This is a genomic window from Streptomyces sp. NPDC001515, assembly GCF_053597115.1.
The window spans coordinates 20,394-35,871 of sequence record NZ_JBSFHN010000039.1; the positions used below are offsets into that span (position 1 = coordinate 20,394).

At 67.9% G+C, this 15,478-nt stretch carries 26 protein-coding genes and 1 pseudogene; 10 read left to right on the top strand and 17 right to left on the bottom strand.

Annotated features, from left to right (window positions below; all coding sequences use genetic code 11):
- Positions 1-54: 54 nt before the first annotated feature.
- From ACWCXC_RS31465 to ACWCXC_RS31485, 5 genes and pseudogenes are all read left to right on the top strand, one after another.
- The gene (locus tag ACWCXC_RS31465; protein WP_450891219.1) at positions 55-927 is read left to right on the top strand and encodes a hypothetical protein; all 873 of its coding nucleotides are present in this window, start codon (positions 55-57) and stop codon (positions 925-927) included.
- Complete coding sequence (locus ACWCXC_RS31470; protein ID WP_450891220.1) at positions 920-1,438, top strand: hypothetical protein; 519 nt, start codon at positions 920-922, stop codon at positions 1,436-1,438. The genes ACWCXC_RS31465 and ACWCXC_RS31470 overlap by 8 nt, the downstream gene beginning before the upstream one ends.
- A gap of 8 nt (positions 1,439-1,446) precedes the next feature.
- The gene (locus tag ACWCXC_RS31475) at positions 1,447-2,697 is read left to right on the top strand and encodes a PBSX family phage terminase large subunit (RefSeq protein ID WP_450891300.1); all 1,251 of its coding nucleotides are present in this window, start codon (positions 1,447-1,449) and stop codon (positions 2,695-2,697) included.
- A gap of 16 nt (positions 2,698-2,713) precedes the next feature.
- Entirely contained in the window at positions 2,714-4,399 is a 1,686-nt protein-coding gene (locus ACWCXC_RS31480) for a hypothetical protein (RefSeq protein ID WP_450891221.1), read from the top strand.
- Positions 4,400-4,443: 44 nt separating this feature from the next.
- Positions 4,444-5,273 (top strand): annotated as a pseudogene (locus tag ACWCXC_RS31485) (IS5 family transposase).
- 41 nt (positions 5,274-5,314) lie between these two features.
- Here ACWCXC_RS31485 and ACWCXC_RS31490 read toward each other — a convergent pair.
- The 14 genes from ACWCXC_RS31490 to ACWCXC_RS31555 all read right to left on the bottom strand — a co-directional run bounded on the left by ACWCXC_RS31490 (position 5,315) and on the right by ACWCXC_RS31555 (position 11,561).
- Positions 5,315-5,821, bottom strand: a complete 507-nt coding sequence (locus ACWCXC_RS31490) for a hypothetical protein (RefSeq protein ID WP_450891222.1) — start codon at positions 5,819-5,821, stop codon at positions 5,315-5,317.
- A gap of 76 nt (positions 5,822-5,897) precedes the next feature.
- Complete coding sequence (locus ACWCXC_RS31495) at positions 5,898-6,065, bottom strand: hypothetical protein (protein ID WP_450891223.1); 168 nt, start codon at positions 6,063-6,065, stop codon at positions 5,898-5,900.
- Between the two features lie 446 nt (positions 6,066-6,511).
- A complete protein-coding gene (locus ACWCXC_RS31500) occupies positions 6,512-7,210 on the bottom strand; it encodes a VWA domain-containing protein (RefSeq protein WP_450891224.1) in 699 nt (232 codons plus the stop codon).
- Positions 7,211-7,282: 72 nt separating this feature from the next.
- Complete coding sequence (locus tag ACWCXC_RS31505) at positions 7,283-7,477, bottom strand: hypothetical protein (protein ID WP_450891225.1); 195 nt, start codon at positions 7,475-7,477, stop codon at positions 7,283-7,285.
- Position 7,478: 1 nt separating this feature from the next.
- Positions 7,479-7,955 (bottom strand): hypothetical protein, encoded by a 477-nt coding sequence (locus ACWCXC_RS31510; RefSeq protein WP_450891226.1) that lies wholly within the window; start codon positions 7,953-7,955, stop codon positions 7,479-7,481.
- A gap of 2 nt (positions 7,956-7,957) precedes the next feature.
- Complete coding sequence (locus ACWCXC_RS31515; protein ID WP_450891227.1) at positions 7,958-8,323, bottom strand: DUF4326 domain-containing protein; 366 nt, start codon at positions 8,321-8,323, stop codon at positions 7,958-7,960.
- Between the two features lie 174 nt (positions 8,324-8,497).
- Positions 8,498-8,776, bottom strand: a complete 279-nt coding sequence (locus ACWCXC_RS31520; protein ID WP_450891228.1) for a hypothetical protein — start codon at positions 8,774-8,776, stop codon at positions 8,498-8,500.
- Between the two features lie 204 nt (positions 8,777-8,980).
- The gene (locus tag ACWCXC_RS31525; RefSeq protein ID WP_450891229.1) at positions 8,981-9,754 is read right to left on the bottom strand and encodes a hypothetical protein; all 774 of its coding nucleotides are present in this window, start codon (positions 9,752-9,754) and stop codon (positions 8,981-8,983) included.
- Between the two features lie 2 nt (positions 9,755-9,756).
- Entirely contained in the window at positions 9,757-10,014 is a 258-nt protein-coding gene (locus ACWCXC_RS31530; RefSeq protein WP_450891230.1) for a hypothetical protein, read from the bottom strand.
- Between the two features lie 8 nt (positions 10,015-10,022).
- Positions 10,023-10,232: a hypothetical protein gene (locus ACWCXC_RS31535; protein WP_450891231.1), complete on the bottom strand. Its 210-nt coding sequence runs from the start codon at positions 10,230-10,232 to the stop codon at positions 10,023-10,025.
- 34 nt (positions 10,233-10,266) lie between these two features.
- A complete protein-coding gene (locus tag ACWCXC_RS31540) occupies positions 10,267-10,548 on the bottom strand; it encodes a hypothetical protein (RefSeq protein WP_450891232.1) in 282 nt (93 codons plus the stop codon).
- A 113-nt stretch (positions 10,549-10,661) separates the two neighbouring features.
- A complete protein-coding gene (locus tag ACWCXC_RS31545) occupies positions 10,662-11,003 on the bottom strand; it encodes a hypothetical protein (RefSeq protein ID WP_450891233.1) in 342 nt (113 codons plus the stop codon).
- Between the two features lie 9 nt (positions 11,004-11,012).
- Complete coding sequence (locus ACWCXC_RS31550) at positions 11,013-11,159, bottom strand: hypothetical protein (RefSeq protein ID WP_450891234.1); 147 nt, start codon at positions 11,157-11,159, stop codon at positions 11,013-11,015.
- Between the two features lie 18 nt (positions 11,160-11,177).
- Positions 11,178-11,561 (bottom strand): hypothetical protein, encoded by a 384-nt coding sequence (locus ACWCXC_RS31555; protein ID WP_450891235.1) that lies wholly within the window; start codon positions 11,559-11,561, stop codon positions 11,178-11,180.
- A gap of 179 nt (positions 11,562-11,740) precedes the next feature.
- Here ACWCXC_RS31555 and ACWCXC_RS31560 point away from each other — a divergent pair, with 179 nt between their 5' ends.
- The 5 genes from ACWCXC_RS31560 to ACWCXC_RS31580 all read left to right on the top strand — a co-directional run bounded on the left by ACWCXC_RS31560 (position 11,741) and on the right by ACWCXC_RS31580 (position 13,916).
- A complete protein-coding gene (locus ACWCXC_RS31560) occupies positions 11,741-11,965 on the top strand; it encodes a hypothetical protein (protein WP_450891236.1) in 225 nt (74 codons plus the stop codon).
- Positions 11,962-12,513, top strand: a complete 552-nt coding sequence (locus tag ACWCXC_RS31565) for an HD domain-containing protein (RefSeq protein WP_450891237.1) — start codon at positions 11,962-11,964, stop codon at positions 12,511-12,513. The genes ACWCXC_RS31560 and ACWCXC_RS31565 overlap by 4 nt, the downstream gene beginning before the upstream one ends.
- Positions 12,510-12,827 (top strand): DUF6221 family protein, encoded by a 318-nt coding sequence (locus ACWCXC_RS31570; protein WP_450891238.1) that lies wholly within the window; start codon positions 12,510-12,512, stop codon positions 12,825-12,827. The genes ACWCXC_RS31565 and ACWCXC_RS31570 overlap by 4 nt, the downstream gene beginning before the upstream one ends.
- A complete protein-coding gene (locus tag ACWCXC_RS31575; RefSeq protein WP_450891239.1) occupies positions 12,824-13,213 on the top strand; it encodes a DUF6221 family protein in 390 nt (129 codons plus the stop codon). The genes ACWCXC_RS31570 and ACWCXC_RS31575 overlap by 4 nt, the downstream gene beginning before the upstream one ends.
- 439 nt (positions 13,214-13,652) lie before the next feature.
- Positions 13,653-13,916 (top strand): hypothetical protein, encoded by a 264-nt coding sequence (locus ACWCXC_RS31580; protein WP_450891240.1) that lies wholly within the window; start codon positions 13,653-13,655, stop codon positions 13,914-13,916.
- Positions 13,917-14,265: 349 nt separating this feature from the next.
- Here ACWCXC_RS31580 and ACWCXC_RS31585 read toward each other — a convergent pair whose 3' ends face one another.
- From ACWCXC_RS31585 to ACWCXC_RS31595, 3 genes are read right to left on the bottom strand one after another with little or no spacing between them, the layout of a single operon-like run.
- A complete protein-coding gene (locus ACWCXC_RS31585) occupies positions 14,266-14,754 on the bottom strand; it encodes a hypothetical protein (RefSeq protein ID WP_450891241.1) in 489 nt (162 codons plus the stop codon).
- Positions 14,755-14,764: 10 nt separating this feature from the next.
- Positions 14,765-14,956: a hypothetical protein gene (locus ACWCXC_RS31590; RefSeq protein WP_450891242.1), complete on the bottom strand. Its 192-nt coding sequence runs from the start codon at positions 14,954-14,956 to the stop codon at positions 14,765-14,767.
- A gap of 8 nt (positions 14,957-14,964) precedes the next feature.
- Entirely contained in the window at positions 14,965-15,396 is a 432-nt protein-coding gene (locus ACWCXC_RS31595; protein ID WP_450891243.1) for a hypothetical protein, read from the bottom strand.
- Between the last annotated feature and the right edge of the window lie 82 nt (positions 15,397-15,478).

Here is a 15,478-nt window from a genome sequence, read left to right on the forward strand (position 1 = left end):
ATCAAAGGTCATAACGCAAGATACCCTTAGATTCAAAGGCCGGGAGGGGTTGGGGTGGCAGCCGTCAGCAACCAGATCGTCGCAGCGGCACGCCAGCAGCCCGCTACCATCCGCCGCATCGAGCAACGCGCCGCAAACGCCGCCGGGCAACCCCTCGCCATGGCACTCTCCGCAGCGCAGCGCGACGCCACCCGGCAATGGGCGCGCGCCACCGACCGAGGTGCACCGTCAACGACCGCTCTCGAACGCCTCGTTGCCTCGATCAAAGAGGCGCTCGTCGAGGCGTTCCGTGGCGCAGGGGCAGAAGCGCGGGACATCATCCGGCAGGCCGCCTACAACGCCGCGTACATCAGTGCGCAGCAGGCATCCGCACTGGCCGCCGCAATGCGGGCCCAGCCCACACCCCACGTCCAGCCCACCATCGGCCCCGACGCTGCCGCAGCAGCCGACGCCGTCCCCGCAGCAGTGGAGGCAGAACGCGTCCACGCCCTGGCCCTGCTGACGGCGGCGAGCCTCACTGCCCTCGGGCTAGCCGGGGTCACAGGTGTGTTCAATCGGGCCCGGCGCGCCGTAACTAGCATCACCCGGCACACCGCAGTTGCCGTCACGGCCGCCGCCGCCCACTCCGTTGCCGCAGTCGCAGCCGCGATCGGGCCGACGATCCGACAGCTCTGGGTGGCCGAGCCCGGCGCCTGCGCGGCATGTGCCGCATACGCCGGCCGAAGCACCCGCCCCGGCCACAAGTTCCCGGGCGGGCTCACCCTCGACCCGAAACGGGCCCTGTTCCCGGCGCCGCTCGACGGGCCGCCGCGGCACCCGCACTGCCGGTGCTGGCTACTCCCCTACTCCCCCGACTGGCCAGTTGACGGCACACCGCTGCCCGTCCTGCTGCGCCAGTACGCCCACGCAGGAGGCCGGAATGTCTGAAGGACCCATGGGTGAGGACAAGTGGGACACCATGCGTGCCCTCCATGCCGAGGGGCTGGGCCGCAACGCCATCGCCCGCGAGATGGGGATCGCGCCCGCCGTCGTCTCCCGCACCGCCGCCCGCCTCGGCCTCACCTTCGACCGGGCCCTGATGCAGGCGGCCACCGCGGCACGGCTCGCCGACCTGGCGGAGCGCCGGTCCCTCCTCGCCGAAGACCTGATCAGCGATGCGGAACGACTGCGCGCCCGGGTGTGGGAGCCCCGCCTGTACTGGGACTGGGGCGGCAAGGACCACGACTACGACGAACGAACCCATGACGAGCCGACGCCTGGCGACCAGCGGGCCCTGATGGGTGCTGCCGGAATGGCGATCGACCGGTCGCTGAAGTTGGCCCCGCCTGAGGTGAGCAGCGGCGTGGATGCGGCGAAGTCGATGCTCGGCAGTATCGGTGAGGCGCTCGCGCAGTTCGTGGCGGCCGAGGACCAGCAGCCGGATGACGGCGGGGCGTAGCCGTGTCCGTGCTGGAGGCGCTGCCCATGTCCCGGAAGCAGATCCGGTCCGTTGTCGAGTCGACGGGCAAGATCTCCTGCTGGGAGGGTGCGATCCGGTCGGGGAAGACGATCGCGTCGCTGTTGAAGTGGTTGATGTTCGTGGCGCAGGCGCCGTCAACGGGCGAACTTGTGATCATCGGGAAGACGTCGCAGACGATCCACCGCAACCTGTTCCTCCCCATGCAGGACACGGCCCTGTTCGGGGAGATCGCCGCCCACGTCCACTACACCCCGGGTGCCCCAACGGCGACGATCCTCGGCCGAACCGTGCACGTCATCGGCGCGAACGACGCCAAGTCCGAGCCGAAGATCCGAGGCATGACCCTGTGCGGCGCCTACGTCGACGAAGTCACCCTGGTCCCGCAGGTCTTCTTCGAACAGTTGCTGGGCCGCATGTCCGTGCGCGGCGCCCAGCTGTTTTGTACGACGAACCCGGACAACCCGGCGCACTGGTTCATGCGGGACTGGCTGTCCCAGGTCGGGGTCAAGCCGATCCGCCGGTTCTCGTTCACGATCGATGACAACCCGTTCCTGGACCCCGAGTACGTCCGGGACATCACGGCCATGCACGAGGGCTTGTTCTACCGGCGGTTCATCCTCGGCGAGTGGGTTGCTGCAGAAGGTGCCATCTACGACGCCTGGGACCGGGACCGGCACATCGTCACCGCACTCCCGAAGGCCGGCATCCACCGGTGGATCAGTCTCGGTGTCGACTACGGGACGAAGAACCCGTTCCACGCCGTGCTCCTCGGCCTGGGCGCGGACCGGAAGCTGTACGCGGCGGCGGACTGGCGGTACGACTCCCGGCAGCACAAACGGCAGCTCACCGATGCCGAGTACTCGCAGCGGATGCGGGCCTGGCTGGCGGACGTCCCGGGGATCGGCCCTGTTCGCCCCCAGTTCGTGACTGTGGACCCGTCCGCCGCGAGCTTCTCCACTCAGCTACGCCGTGACCAACTGGTCCCGACCGCTGCGAAGAACGATGTCATGGACGGGATCCGCACCGTCTCGTCCCTGCTGGCCGCGAACAAGCTTTTGGTGCACGCCTCCTGCAAGGACCTCATCACCGAGATCGGCGGCTACTCCTGGGACGACCAGGCCGCCCTGCGCGGCGAGGAGCGCCCCATCAAGGTCGCCGACCACGGTGTCGACGCCCTCCGCTACGCCATCTTCACGACCCGTGCCCTGTGGCAGCGCCAGCTTGCCCTCGCCGCCTGATCTGAGAGGACTCCTCATGCCGCTGCCTCTGCCCGGGAAGACCCCGTGGCCGCCGCCCGCCTTGGAGATTCCGCACGCCGATATGGACATGTGGCGGGCCTGGTACTCCGGAAACACTGATCATCTGGCTGCGGTGTATGGCGGGCCGGCGAACTATCGCGGCAACGCTGTGGCCCGCGAGTTCTTCGAAGCCGACCAGCGGCAGGCAGCCGGCGGGGGCGAGCTCCGGATGTTCTGGGGGCAGGAGCCCACCCCCGGCCAGCAGGCGGCGAAGTTGCACATCCCGATCGGTGCGGACATTGCTGAGATGTCCGCAAACCTGCTGTGGTCGGATGTGCCCCAGGTGACTGTGGACGCCGACTCGACGACCGCCGCCTCATCCACGCAGGCACAGATCGGTCGGTACCTCGACGACCGCGGCCACGCCAAACTACGGGAGGGCGCGGAGCTGGCGGCCGGATTGTCCAACGTGTACCTGCGGGTGGTGTGGGACACGAACTTGCGCCCGAGGCCGTGGCCGGACGTGATCGCCCCGGACGCGGTTGTCCCGGAGTGGCGGTGGGGTGCCCTGTCTGCGGCAACTGTGTGGCGGGAGCTTGACCCGGTGAAGGAGGCGTCGGAGGTGTGGCGGCTGCTGGAGCACCACACACCTGGGGCGATCGAGTACGGGCTCTACCGAGGCGACACGGCCACGCTCGGCCAGCGCATGGACCTGGCCGACCATCCGGACTCGGAGTACCTCGCGAAGCGCACGGACGACCAGGGCCGGCAGTCGACAGGCATCCCTCGGCTGTTGATCACTCATATGCCGAACTTGCTGCCGAACCGGGTGTGGGACGGGCTGCCCAACACGGCGCCGTTGGGCCGCTCCGACTTCGCCGGGATCGAGCCGATGATGGACGCCCTGGACGAATCGTGGACGTCGTGGATGCGGGACCTGCGCCTGGGGAAGGCCCGGGTCGTGGTGCCGCAGTCGATGCTCGACACGGCAGGGCCCGGCCAGGGGGCGACCTTCGACCTGGACAAGGAGCTGGTCGTCGCCCTGTCCGGGCTGTTGGGCGCGGAGACGATGAAGGACTCGATCACCGAGGTCCAGTTCAAGATCCGGGTCGAAGAGCACGAGCGCACAACGAAGGCGCTGCGCCTGCAGATCCTGTCATCGGCCGGGTATTCGGCTCAGGGCTTCGGTGAGGCAGGCACGATCGCGGCGACGGCCACGGAGGTTGTGGCCCGCAAGGAAGAGAGCTTGACTACCCGGGGTACGAAGATCCTGTACCAGCGGCCGGCGCTTCTTGAGTTCCTGACGACGATGATGATGGTCGACGTGGTGCACTGCGGGGCGAAGGATGTCGACCCGGATGCCGAGCTGACGGCGTCGTGGCCGCAGGCGGTGCAGCCGGACCAGGAGGCCACAGCTCGCGCCCTGTCGTTGCTGGACGGGGCGGGGGCAATCTCCACGTTCATGAAGGTCAAAATGCGTGAGCCGTCGTGGGACGACGCCGAGGTGATGGCGGAGGTGCAGCGGATCCACGACGACCAGGCACACGCGGTCCCGGCTGGCGACCCGTTCAGCACTCGCGGCGACGGGCCTGCGGATCCGACTGACGAGGCCCAGGCATCGGAGGACAATCCCGAGGCCGGCGCAGATGAGGGCCAGGATGAGGAGTTGGCGGGCGGGGGATCGGATCGGCTGGCTGCCTAGGCAGTGTCTTCAAATGATCTTGTCTGGTGGATCATGGAGTCGTGATACGTCGCCATGAACTGTCCGATCGTGAGTGGGAGTTCGTCCGGCCGCTGCTGCCCAAGTCGTTGCGGGGGCGGAAACGGCTGGACGACCGCAGGATCCTGAACGGGATCGTATGGAAGTTCCGCACCGGGACGGCGTGGCGAGATGTGCCCGAGCGCTACGGACCGTGGGCCACGCTGCATACACGTTTCCGCAGGTGGGCGGCGGACGGAACGTTTGCCCGGATGCTGCGGTCCGCGCAGGCGAAGGCGGACGCTGCTGGCGACATCGAGTGGCTGGTGTCGGTTGACTCCACGGTCGTCCGGGCTCACCAGCATGCGGCCGGGGCTCGAAAAGGGGGCTCCGGGAGCCGGCGCTCGGACGGTCCCGAGGCGGCCTAACAAGCAAGATCCACCTGGCCTGCGAGGGCCGGGGGCGTCCGCTCGCCTTCGTCGTGACGGGCGGCAACACCAATGACTGCACTCAGTTCACCACGGTTATGGAGGCGATCCGGGTACCCCGTGTCGGACCCGGGCGGCCCCGCATCCGGCCCGGTCACGTCCTGGGCGACAAGGGCTACAGCTCGAAAGCTATCCGCACCTGGCTCCGTCGTCGCGGCATCCCGCACACGATTCCCGAGCGGTCCGACCAGGTCCGTAACCGGGCTCGGCGCGGTCGCTTCGGAGGCCGCCCGCCGGCCTTCGACCGAGAGATCTACAAGCGCCGCAACGTCGTGGAGCGGTGCTTCAACCGCTTGAAGCAGTGGCGTGGCATCGCCACCCGATACGACAAGACCGTCCAGTCCTACGAAGCAGCCGTCACCCTGGCCTCACTTCTCATGTGGGCGTGATCCTCGCGCCCGTCGCCTGTGGCCGCCGAGGAGATGACCGATCAGCGCGTATCGAAACCCAGACGATTCGGTACATCGCCCATTGTGCAGAGCGCCGTGACCTGCTCCTCCAAACAACTCAGGGCGTCCGTGAGGGAGAGTTGATCGATTCGCTCAAGATAGAGAGTGTGGACATCGGTGCCGAACTCCCCCAGTGGTCGTTCAAGGTCGACATCGACCGTGGCTTCAACGATGCACCCAGTCGAGGTGATGGTCACACCTGTCGAGAACCGCAGTTCACTGACATCCGAATCACCCTCCGCGAAGAAGCCGAAGCGGTGGTAGGTCCTCAGTTCAGGTCCCGCAGCGTGTTTTTCGATCAAGATGGCAGGCACCAGCCCAGACTCATCCCCGAAGTCGTAGGCGATGTAGAGCTGAGTGGTGAAATCGTCCAGCTGCTTGTGCAGCCGATGCATCGTGGTCAGCAAGAGAGCCGTGCTTGCGGCATCGTCCGCGCCGGTGACGTTCAACATCAGTGGATCATCGCCCATGCGCAGCAGCGCTGGCACGTGGGTTTTGCCACCAGGCCGCCCCGTCCTCCACACCGTTCAACCTCGACCCCACGGTCCGTTTTGACGACACGGCCTAGCGGCGGCGGGTGCCCTTGCGGGCGGGGAGCCTCCGGTACCGGGTGATCTTCCCGCCCTTGGTGGCGTGGGCTTTCTGGTGGGCGTAGCGGCGGAGTCGCGGGTTCGCGAAGAAGTACCGCCACTGCGCCCGGCTCCGAAAGCCGGTGTGTCCGCGTCCTGACATAACCGCCTCCCTCCTTCCCAGCAGGGGTGCGTCCCCTACAGTCAGCGGACACTGATTTGAAGGAGGCGGCATGGCCGGGGGTTGTCGGGATTGTGAGACGTGCACGAAGTCGGGGCTGGGCCGCGTGGTGCAGAACTGGGCTGTCGGCTTCATGCACCTGATGACGGTGGGGATCAGCTGGGTGATCAAGCGGGGTGTGATGCGGCACTGTCCGCAGTGCCGCCACCTAATGTCCCGGCACGCCCGCCGGCGCGATGGGTCGTTCATCGACTGAGTAGCGAAGCCCACCCTGTGGGGTTGGGCCAGGGGTCAGTCTTCGTCGTTGTCTCTGTCCCAGTAGTCACGGTCGGCTTGCGCGGCTTCGCGGGTGGTCTCCTCCCATGGTGGGAGCGGGGTCGTGGAAGGGTCGCCGTCGACTGGTGGCGGCCCCGACCTGATCAGGGCGGTCACCTGAGGACTCCCGCCGCTCGTGCGGACACCAGCCACTCCGGGAACTCAGCCATCAGGCCGTCGTACAGGGAGCTGTCCGGCACCCCGACTGGCCGAACCCCTGCAGGGAAGAACCCGGCGTTGTCCACGATCCGCTTCTGCGGCACTGCCAGGTCGTCGAGCTTCCGCAGGAACGTGAACGAGTCATCACCGAACCCGATGAACTGCCAGAACAGCGGCAGGCGTGCGGCCTTGCACAGTGTCTGCTCGGCGGCCCGCCGCGAGTCTGGCGACCCGTCCGTCTGGAAGATCACGAACGCGGGGTCAGTGGACCCGCTGTCGAGGTAGTGGTCGATGACCTCGTCCATGGCTGCGGCATAGTTCGTGGTGCCCATGTGCCCGAGGCCGGCGTGCAGTGCACTTATGCGGCCTTCGTACTTGTCGAGACTGATGGCGACGGGCTTGTACGCGTCGGTGTCGAAGAAGATGACGGGTACCACACCGTCGTCGTCGAGGTTCGCGGACAACCCCAGGGCTTGCTCGGCGAGGCGCTGGACGCTGCCGTCCCGGTAGTAGCGGCTCATGCTCCCGGATCGGTCGAGGACGAGGTACACCGCCGCCCGCTGACCGCCCAGTCCGTTCTTCGTCAGGCTGATTGCCGCTGTCTTGGTCAGGTTGACGAGACCTGCGGGGACCTTGTCCATGCTGATGGCCATGCCTAATTCTCCTGATCGATAGTGGCAGGGTGGCGGAGTCGTGTCTCGGCCGCCTCGATGACTTCCAAATGGTCACTCCTCCTTCGGTGCTCGGGTAACCCCGAGGCGTTCGGCCTGTTCGTGGGTGAGGAAGTAGCTGTGGCCCTTCGCGGTGACGCTAAACCCGTCTCGGTGGAGGGTGGCGACCGTGTAGTCGCGGGTGCGGTTGATCGGAAGGGTGGCGTTGGTGAAGCGGACGGTCTCTCCGACCTGGTACTCGGTGTCCACGTCAGTTCTCCTTCGGTGCGATGTACGTGCGACCCCGGTCGTAGTTCGGCACCGGGTCGGAGGTCGGGAGCAACACCCGCTCGTGCGGGTCGAGTTCCTGCCCGTCACGGGAGTACGTCGGGGCGTCCGTCTCGTGCTTGGCCCGCCACTCGTCGAACTCAGCCTCGGTGGCGACGTCGCCGGGAAAGACCTCCCCGCCGTACCAGTCCGCCTCGATCCCGGCCTGCTTCAGCTCGGCCTCGGACATCTCGTTGACGATGTGCTCGGTCGCGGCGTGCACGTCGTACACCTCGGCCTGCGGGATGTGGGAGAACGCGTCCTGCAGTTCGTTCAGGCAGGCGACCATGCGTTCCTGCCACTCGGTCGGCATGGACTGCATGAGGGTGCGCGGAATGACCTGGTAGTTGCAGTACGACAGGCTGAACCAGGTGTGGATCGGGCCGTCGGTCACGTCGGACGGGCGGGGGTTCTCGGACATGGTCAGGACTCCTTCGGGTTGGCGAGTTCGAGCAGGACGGCGGCGTGGCAGTGGTCCGGCTGGCCAGGCTCGGAGAGCGGGCAGTAGCAGGCGAGGTTCTTGCCGCGCAGCTCGTGGAGCCCGTCCAGGAGCCGCTTACGGGTCGCGGCGGCCTCCGGGCCCATCCACCAGTCGTCCGAGCCGCGCACCCAGGACTGGAACGCCATGTGGCATGCCTCGCGGGCCTGCTGCGGCGTCTCGGCGCCGAGCCACTCGCGGGCCCCGGCAAGGGTGAAGGGGTTCCCGAACCGGGACGGCCTGGTGACGATCACCGTGTTCTCAGGCTTGCGCCACCCCTTGGTGCGGCGGCGCTGGATACGGTTCGGCACGTCAGGTCTCCTTGCGGGTTCGGGCTGCGCGTCGGGCGCGCATGCGGGTTTTGATCTGGTCCTGGGTGGGCGGGGTCCACTTGTGCCAGCCGGCGCCGGTCTTCCACCGCTGCATGTGCTCGCGGAGGTTGAGGCCGCAGTGACGGCAGCCATTCGGGGACGGGGCGCGGACGGTCACGAGGCGACCGCGTCGGCGTGCCCACCAAAGCATTTGCCGGTGCAGTGGTCGCAGACGCCGATCATGCGGTGGTCTCGGGCGTCGCAGTCGGCGCCGCACGGGTTGCCGCCAGTTCGCTCAGCATAGAGAGAAACCTGGTCCGGCCCGTAGAGCCCTTCGCCGCCTTTGACGTAGTACCCGTTGTCTGTGGCGAAGACGCGGACGCTGGTGATCTCCCGGACTTGGCCAGCAAGGGTGCCAACGTGAACGGTGAGCTTGTCGCCAGCTTTGTACATGGTCAATTCTCCTTGTCGTTGTTACGGATGATGGCTCGGGCGATGCGCCTCGCCGCCATGTGGGCGAGGCGTGGGCGTTGGTGGGCTGCTCCCAGGCGTGCACACCCTGGGAGGCGACGTAGCTGCGGCCGTGGTGGTGGCGGGCTTCCCCGCACCACCGGCACCCGTCCGGGGACGGGGCCTGGCGGTGGCGAATGCGGGTGGTCACGAGTCCGCCTTGGGAGCCAGCGGACCGAAGTGCCGCTCGACGTCGCGACGGAGCATCGGCCTCATGTCCCCTGCGCGCGGCATCAGGACCGTGTCTCCGTCGTAGGTCTCGTCGGTCACTTCCCAGATGTCGCCGTCGCGGTCGACCCATACGTGCCAGCCGGTCGGCCGACCGGTGTTGGTGGCCTCGCGCAGCTCGATCACGATGTTCTCGGGAATGCGAGTGACGCCGAGGTCTGTGGCGCGGTCCATCGGGTGCTCGTCCGGGCAGGTGCAGTCCGGGGAGTCGGGGACACGGCACGGGGCGGGGTGGTCCACACGCATCGCCTCCAAGTTGGCCAACGCCTGAGCGAGGTCGGCGGCCTCATCTGCAGGGGCACCGTCCAGCCTGAGTGCGTCGAGCAGCAGGTTGGTGTCGACGGTGTGGTTGCCCTTGTCGCGGGCTTCCTCGACCAGCCGCTCCGTGGCAGCCAAGCGGGACTCGGCCGCATCCCGCTGGCGCCGCAGGGCACGCATCACGCCGTCGTCCTCCACCAGCTCGGCGCGCAGCCGGTCGACCTCGGCCAGCAGTACGGCCTCGTCCGTGTCAGGCTCCTCGGCCCACCACCGCATCACCGTGCACCGCTGGCACATCTCCTGGGTCGGGTACTGAGACGGCCCCCACTCGTGCAGCGGGCGCTCGTCCTCGGTCTCGAAACGGCTGGCCTCGCAGTGTGTGCGGCGCATGCGAATCATGCGCTCGCGGTCCTGGGTCATCGGGGTGTCGGTCATGGTCACGCCTCCGTGGCGGGCAGGAAGGGGGCGGTGCGGACGCAGCGCTGCGTCCAGCCCCAGCGGGCGCCCTTCTCCGTGCGGCGGGCCATCAGTCGCCACTCGCCGGAGCGGTACTCGTCCCAGCGGAACTCGCGGTTGCCGGTGGAGTAGCGGGTCTCGTCCTCAAGGGCCGCCTCCTGGGCGTCCAGCAGGACGGCGCTGACAGCCTTCGGGTACTCGCCGATCATCACAACGTAGGCGGTGGGCTGGTCGGTCACGGTGCTCCTCACTGAATTTCGTCGGCGTTGACGGTTTCGAAGTGCCGCCAGAGGCCGTCTTCCCAGTACTCGACGCGGGCGTTCTCGGCGGGGCTGTCACCGCCTAGCGCGGCACGAATGAAGGCGTAGGCCTTGGCCTCGCTGGTGTGGTCAGATTCGGCGCGAAGGTCGGGGCCGGTAATGATGACGCGCCACGGCTTGCGGGGACGGGTCGGCATGGTGCTCCTCGGGTGTGGCGGGGTGGTGGCGGGTCTACCAGGTGAGAAGTGCGCCGGCCGGGTCGTTGAAGTCCCTGTTGAGGGTGCCGGTCGTGGTGTCGGTGATCGGCGCCTTCAGCGCGGTCACGAACTCCGTCACCTTGGTGGCGGCCTCCTCGGCGGGGCCGATCCAGCTGTGGTTGATGCAGTGCTGGGGCTGGCCCCGGTCCCACGGCTCGATCACCAGCACGTGTCCCTCGACGAGGATCTGTCCGGTAGGGAGGTGGGTGGTGACGACGAAGCCGCCGTCGGCGGGCGTGTAGGCGGGGACGCTCATGGCGGACTCCTCGGGGTCGGGGCGGTGTGTGTCGGGGGCGGGGTGGTGGGCCGCAGCCCCGGAAAGGGGGGCGGGGCTGCGGCCCGGTCACGGGGGTTAGGCGCGAGAAGTGTTCAGAAGAACTCGCGGCGGCAGAACGCGTGCCCGCCAGAGGTGACGTAGCGATGCTCGTCGTCGCGGTAGAAGCGCGCCCGGAGCGGGGCCCCTTCGCGATCGGTAGTCGCTCTCATCGTCTGGACCATTTCGTCAATGGTGACGTCACACCCGTGCTCGTCGCGGATGGTCACATTGACGCTCTGGAGGAAGTGCTCCCAGTCCGGGAGCGTGGTGATGCCCTGTGAGTTGTGGGCCCGGAAGAGGAACCGCCATCCGGCGGCCGTCTGTCCGATGTGGAGCCCCTCTCCATCAGCATGGCCGCCGGAGAACGGCCCGAAGGCGTAGTAGTTGGTGGACATGGGGTTCTCCTAGTCGTTGCGTGCGGTGCGCTTCCAGTTCTGGCGTTCGCTGCGCTTGGCCTGGCGTCGGGCCGTCTTCCGCTGCCGGCCGGGCGGCTGGCCGCAGCAGGCGCAGTCGCGGCCTCCGGGGCCGTCGGGGCAGGTGCGGCCGATCATGCGTGCGCGGGAGTTGGTCTAGGCGACCTCCGCGTAGTCGGCCTGGGCGAGGTGGCTGGTGGCCTTGTAGCTGGTGAGCGCGGTGTACAGGGCGGGGTCGGTCGGGGCGTAGACGTGGACGTGGATCCAGCGGCCGGTGGTGCGGTGCTGCGCCCAGACCTTGACGGCGTCGATGCCGAGGTGGGCGGCCCGGTACGCCTTCGCGGCGTGCCGGCCGTACCAGGAGCGCTGCCCGTCCTTCAACTCGTCGGCGCCGAGCCGGTCGAGAAGGTCCCCGGTGCGGATCAACGTGCCCTGCTCAACGGCGGCAGCAATGAGGCCGGAGCGACACCGGTAGGCGAGGGCCCGGGTGGTGGTGCGGGCGGCGCGGTGAGTGCGGGCGATGTGGCGGGCGGCGTTCATGAATCCCCCTCGGGCGGTTCATCCCCTTGTTCGGGGTGTAGCTACACCGTAGCATCGAGGTGTAGCTACACCGCAAGCCCTGGGCGCGGGAATCTGTAGCTACACCCGACGCCGGCTATCGACCACGCAGGAGAGGACGCAAGATGACGCAGGTAGCTACACCCGGATACCGTCAGCGCATGTCGCCGAACATGCCCAAGACCCCCGCCCGCCAGATCCGCATCGGCGATACCTGGTACGACTTCGACGCCGCCGCCAAGGCCATGGGCACCGAGCGGGCCGCCGTGATCCGGGAACTCATCGACTGGTACATCCGGGAGCCCGGAGCCAAGCTCCCGACTCGTCCAGAGCGGGACGTCATCGAGTCGGCCCGCAGGGTCCGTCAGGAAGGTGATGCTCGATGAGGCACTGCCGGAACGTCACGGAAGCCGAGGCCCTAGCCGCCGAGGCGCACGCCGGCCAGGTCGACAAGATCGGCGGGCCGTACATCGAGCATGTCCGAGCGGTCGCCGCCGGGCTCGCCCCGTTCGGCGACGAGCTGGTGATGGCCGGGCTGCTGCACGACGTCATCGAGGACACCGACTGGACCGCTGACCGGCTTCGTGAGGAAGGCGTCCCGGACTATGTGGTCGCGCTCGTGGAAGCAGTCACGCACGAGCGGTACGTGCCCTACGAGGAGAAAATCGCCCGTATCACCGGGCAGGGGCTCGATGCGGTACTCCTGAAGATCGCGGACAACGCCCACAACAGCCGACCCGACCGGGCGGCACGGCTGCCCGAGGAGAAGCGGGTACGGCTGGCCGCGAAGTACCGGACGGCGCGCGACATCCTGTGGCCTTGTGCCAGCAGCCGCGACATCGAAGCAATCGTCACGATCGTCAACCCGGCACTCCTCGACGAACTCCGCGAACGGCAGGCCGCTGCAACGCTCGACCTGGGGAGCACAGCATGACCGCCGACCTCGCCGCCTTCCTCAAGGCCCGGTTCGCCGAGGAGTTGGAGAAGGCCCGCTACGCCAGCGGTGTGGTCCTAAAAGACCCGGCCCGTTTCGGTGTCGCACCCGAGGACGCTGCCGCGCACGCCCGGTTCACAGTGGCCACCGCCGAAGTCCACCTGGCACTGTTGGAGGACACGGTCGTACCGAACCTCGGCGCCGAGGGTGCGGCCGGCCAGACCGCCGAGTACCAGCTGCGGCTGCTCGCCGCCCCGTACATCGAACACCGCGACTACCCGCACGACACCAACCAGCCCGGGAGCCCCACATGACCGTCGACCTGGTGCAGTTCCTCCACGACCGCCTCGACGACGACGAGCAGACAGCGCGGCGCGCAATCAGTGGGCAAGTCGACTGGGAAGAAGGCTGGGGAGCAGAGCGGTCAGAGGGGCACCGGCATACGACCATCGTCCCGCACGTCGGCATGATCCACGAGGCAGTACAGGCCCAGCACATCGCCCGCCACGACCCGGCCCGCGTCCTGGCCGAGGTCGAGGCGAAGAGGCAGATCGTTCGAGCCCACGCGAAGTGGTGCGAAGGCCGATGCGAGGCCAAGTACCCCGAAGGCAGCTTCGACGCCGCGCACTACTGGTCACTCAAGGCTCTGGCCGCCGTGTACGCCGATCACCCGGAGTACCGCCCGGAGTGGCGTCCCTGACGATTCCCGCCCCTCCCCTGCCGCTGACCGGGCACAATGCCGTTATGGGCGTGAGCTACATGGTTCGGGGCCGGACCGAGACGGAGTGCCAGCAGGCGCTGGACTCGCTGTGCCAGCTCCTACACGCCGTGCCGACGACCCGGCCGGTGAACCCGGGCGGGCGGGGTTGGGTAGCGCGGGCCGTGCCCGAAACAGCGAAGGCCCCAGACCTCCAGGTCCGGGGCCTTGTCGCGCAGTGAGGCATAGCTAACGCCTCAAACCGGGCGAGGTTGCGACGGTTCACACCATTAGGTGGTCGGCCGGGATATGGCCCCTCAAAGGCTTGCGGGTGTCGTTGATTCAGGTGGAGCACATTCGTGCTTCACGGTTGCGTCACCCCTCGCTCTTCTCACTTCCCGGCGATCGGGGCGAGGGGTGACGCCTCACAGAGGAGTCAGCGGTGGAAATCTCCCCTGCGGGCCAGGGACTGCACGCCCCCGGCCGCGACCAGGCCGTACCTGGCCGCAGCTCTCATTCCGCAACGGACGCGATGTTGGTTGCGGTCGGCGGCGTAGCGTTCGCCTGCCTGACGCGGGCTCACGTGGATCACCATGAGGCAGTTCGCAGTTCGCTCGCACTGGTGGCCGGCCTGAAGGCGGTCGTCACGGTGCCGACCTGGCTTGCGGTCGGCTGGAGCAAGGTGCGTCGGTTTCTGCACTCTTAGCTCCTAGTCTCACGGTTGCCCCGGGCTGCCAGCCCTTCGTTGGCGGTCCGGGGCTGCGGGTTTCGCGGCCCCGGTTGGCGGTCCGGGGCTTTCGCGTGTGCACGCTAATTCAACGGCGGGCGGGATATTGCGTAATTGGATTTGTGATCTCGCCACTCGTATGGGGGAACACTTTGGGCAGTAGTAGTCACCGATGACACGCCCGTAACAGTACCAGTGGCATATGCCAAGAACCTACGACGGCCCTGGCTGCACCACCCTGACCTCCGAGGATGCCCCCCAGAGGCGACCCGTGCGCTACGTGAGACCCGATCGAACAGCCGTATGCAACCACTCGCACGGCATCACATCAACGCCCACCGCTGTTGCGGTTGTTAGCAATAACTCCGCGGGTGGTGCTGGTGATGTTGCGGGAGTCCTGGGTGACGGTGCCGTAGTAGTGGTTGTGCGTCGGTGCGGGCGCGGCTTCGTCTGTGGCTTTGATGCGGGCGACGAGCCGGCCGACGGCCAGGGCCAGGGCGACGGGGCTGCCGCACATGATTCCCAGCGTCAGCGGGTCGACCTGGCCAACAATCCAGAGGGCGCCGCCAACGGGCAGGGATGTGACGGCGATGGCTTTCATGACGCCGCTGGCGTCGACTGCCCACTGAGACATGGGCGGCTGGCCGGGCTGGGGCACGGGCGGTGCAGTGCCAACGACGGGAAGCGGGGTGTCGTCGCGGAATGCGGTGGGCCGCTCCATCTGGATCTCGTTGATGGCGGCCATCAACTTGTCGGCGTTGCGGCGGATGTCGGGGTCGGGCTGCCCGAGTCGGGCGGGCTGCTCGGGCAGCTGCATGGTGGGGCTCCTAGGTGTCGAGTGCCCAGCGGGCACCGAGTTGGCGGACTGTGACGTTCGGTCCGGTGATGCGGCCGTTGTGGGCTCGGACGCTGCCGGGGGCGAGGGCGTCGAGCTTGTTGAGGAGTTCGGCGATCTGCTCGCCTATGGCGACGGCGTCTCGCTCTTTGCGGCGGAGTTCGTCTGGGGTTCCGGTGAACACGGGTCTCCTCAGGTGATGCGGAAGGTGTCGGGGCGGCGGGTCTCCGTGAGGCGCCCTTCGTCGATGAGATCGGTGACGTGGGCGGCGATCCAGGTCCGGGACCGACCGATGCGCGGGGCAGCTTCCGCCAGGTCCGCGGTGGTGATGCGGTCGCGGCCGGCTGCGGCGACTTCGGCGAGGAGGCCGTTGATGACGGCGGCGGCGCGTTCGGGGGTGGAGTGGCCGGGCCGGTTTTCGGCGAGGTCGTCTCGGAGGAAGTCGAGGAGCCGGCTCTGCTGTTGGGCGGTGATGTTGCTGGTGGAGGCGAAGGCCCAGGCTGGCGGGTAGCGGATTTCGAGGCGGGCGACGGGGGGTTCGGGGTCGTTGTCGATGGTGGTCCAGGTGCGGAGGGCCGCGGCGAGGACCTTGGCCGCCGACGCGCCCGTTTCGGGCGGTTTCACTGGTTTGTCTCCTGTGTCAGGGGTTGGGTGTCAGCGGAGGGCGGTCACGCGCGCGCACGCGCATGACCTATAGAGATCGGCC

Coding starts and splice junctions, on each gene's coding strand:
- ACWCXC_RS31470 (WP_450891220.1), top strand. CDS start 920: ATGTCTGAAGGACCCATGGGTGAGGACAAGTGGGACACCATGCGTGCC.
- ACWCXC_RS31480 (WP_450891221.1), top strand. CDS start 2,714: ATGCCGCTGCCTCTGCCCGGGAAGACCCCGTGGCCGCCGCCCGCCTTG.
- ACWCXC_RS31495 (WP_450891223.1), bottom strand. CDS start 6,065: ATGTCAGGACGCGGACACACCGGCTTTCGGAGCCGGGCGCAGTGGCGG.
- ACWCXC_RS31500 (WP_450891224.1), bottom strand. CDS start 7,210: ATGGCCATCAGCATGGACAAGGTCCCCGCAGGTCTCGTCAACCTGACC.
- ACWCXC_RS31510 (WP_450891226.1), bottom strand. CDS start 7,955: ATGTCCGAGAACCCCCGCCCGTCCGACGTGACCGACGGCCCGATCCAC.
- ACWCXC_RS31520 (WP_450891228.1), bottom strand. CDS start 8,776: ATGTACAAAGCTGGCGACAAGCTCACCGTTCACGTTGGCACCCTTGCT.
- ACWCXC_RS31525 (WP_450891229.1), bottom strand. CDS start 9,754: ATGACCGACACCCCGATGACCCAGGACCGCGAGCGCATGATTCGCATG.
- ACWCXC_RS31535 (WP_450891231.1), bottom strand. CDS start 10,232: ATGCCGACCCGTCCCCGCAAGCCGTGGCGCGTCATCATTACCGGCCCC.
- ACWCXC_RS31540 (WP_450891232.1), bottom strand. CDS start 10,548: ATGAGCGTCCCCGCCTACACGCCCGCCGACGGCGGCTTCGTCGTCACC.
- ACWCXC_RS31545 (WP_450891233.1), bottom strand. CDS start 11,003: ATGTCCACCAACTACTACGCCTTCGGGCCGTTCTCCGGCGGCCATGCT.
- ACWCXC_RS31550 (WP_450891234.1), bottom strand. CDS start 11,159: ATGATCGGCCGCACCTGCCCCGACGGCCCCGGAGGCCGCGACTGCGCC.
- ACWCXC_RS31555 (WP_450891235.1), bottom strand. CDS start 11,561: ATGAACGCCGCCCGCCACATCGCCCGCACTCACCGCGCCGCCCGCACC.
- ACWCXC_RS31560 (WP_450891236.1), top strand. CDS start 11,741: ATGTCGCCGAACATGCCCAAGACCCCCGCCCGCCAGATCCGCATCGGC.
- ACWCXC_RS31565 (WP_450891237.1), top strand. CDS start 11,962: ATGAGGCACTGCCGGAACGTCACGGAAGCCGAGGCCCTAGCCGCCGAG.
- ACWCXC_RS31570 (WP_450891238.1), top strand. CDS start 12,510: ATGACCGCCGACCTCGCCGCCTTCCTCAAGGCCCGGTTCGCCGAGGAG.
- ACWCXC_RS31575 (WP_450891239.1), top strand. CDS start 12,824: ATGACCGTCGACCTGGTGCAGTTCCTCCACGACCGCCTCGACGACGAC.
- ACWCXC_RS31585 (WP_450891241.1), bottom strand. CDS start 14,754: ATGCAGCTGCCCGAGCAGCCCGCCCGACTCGGGCAGCCCGACCCCGAC.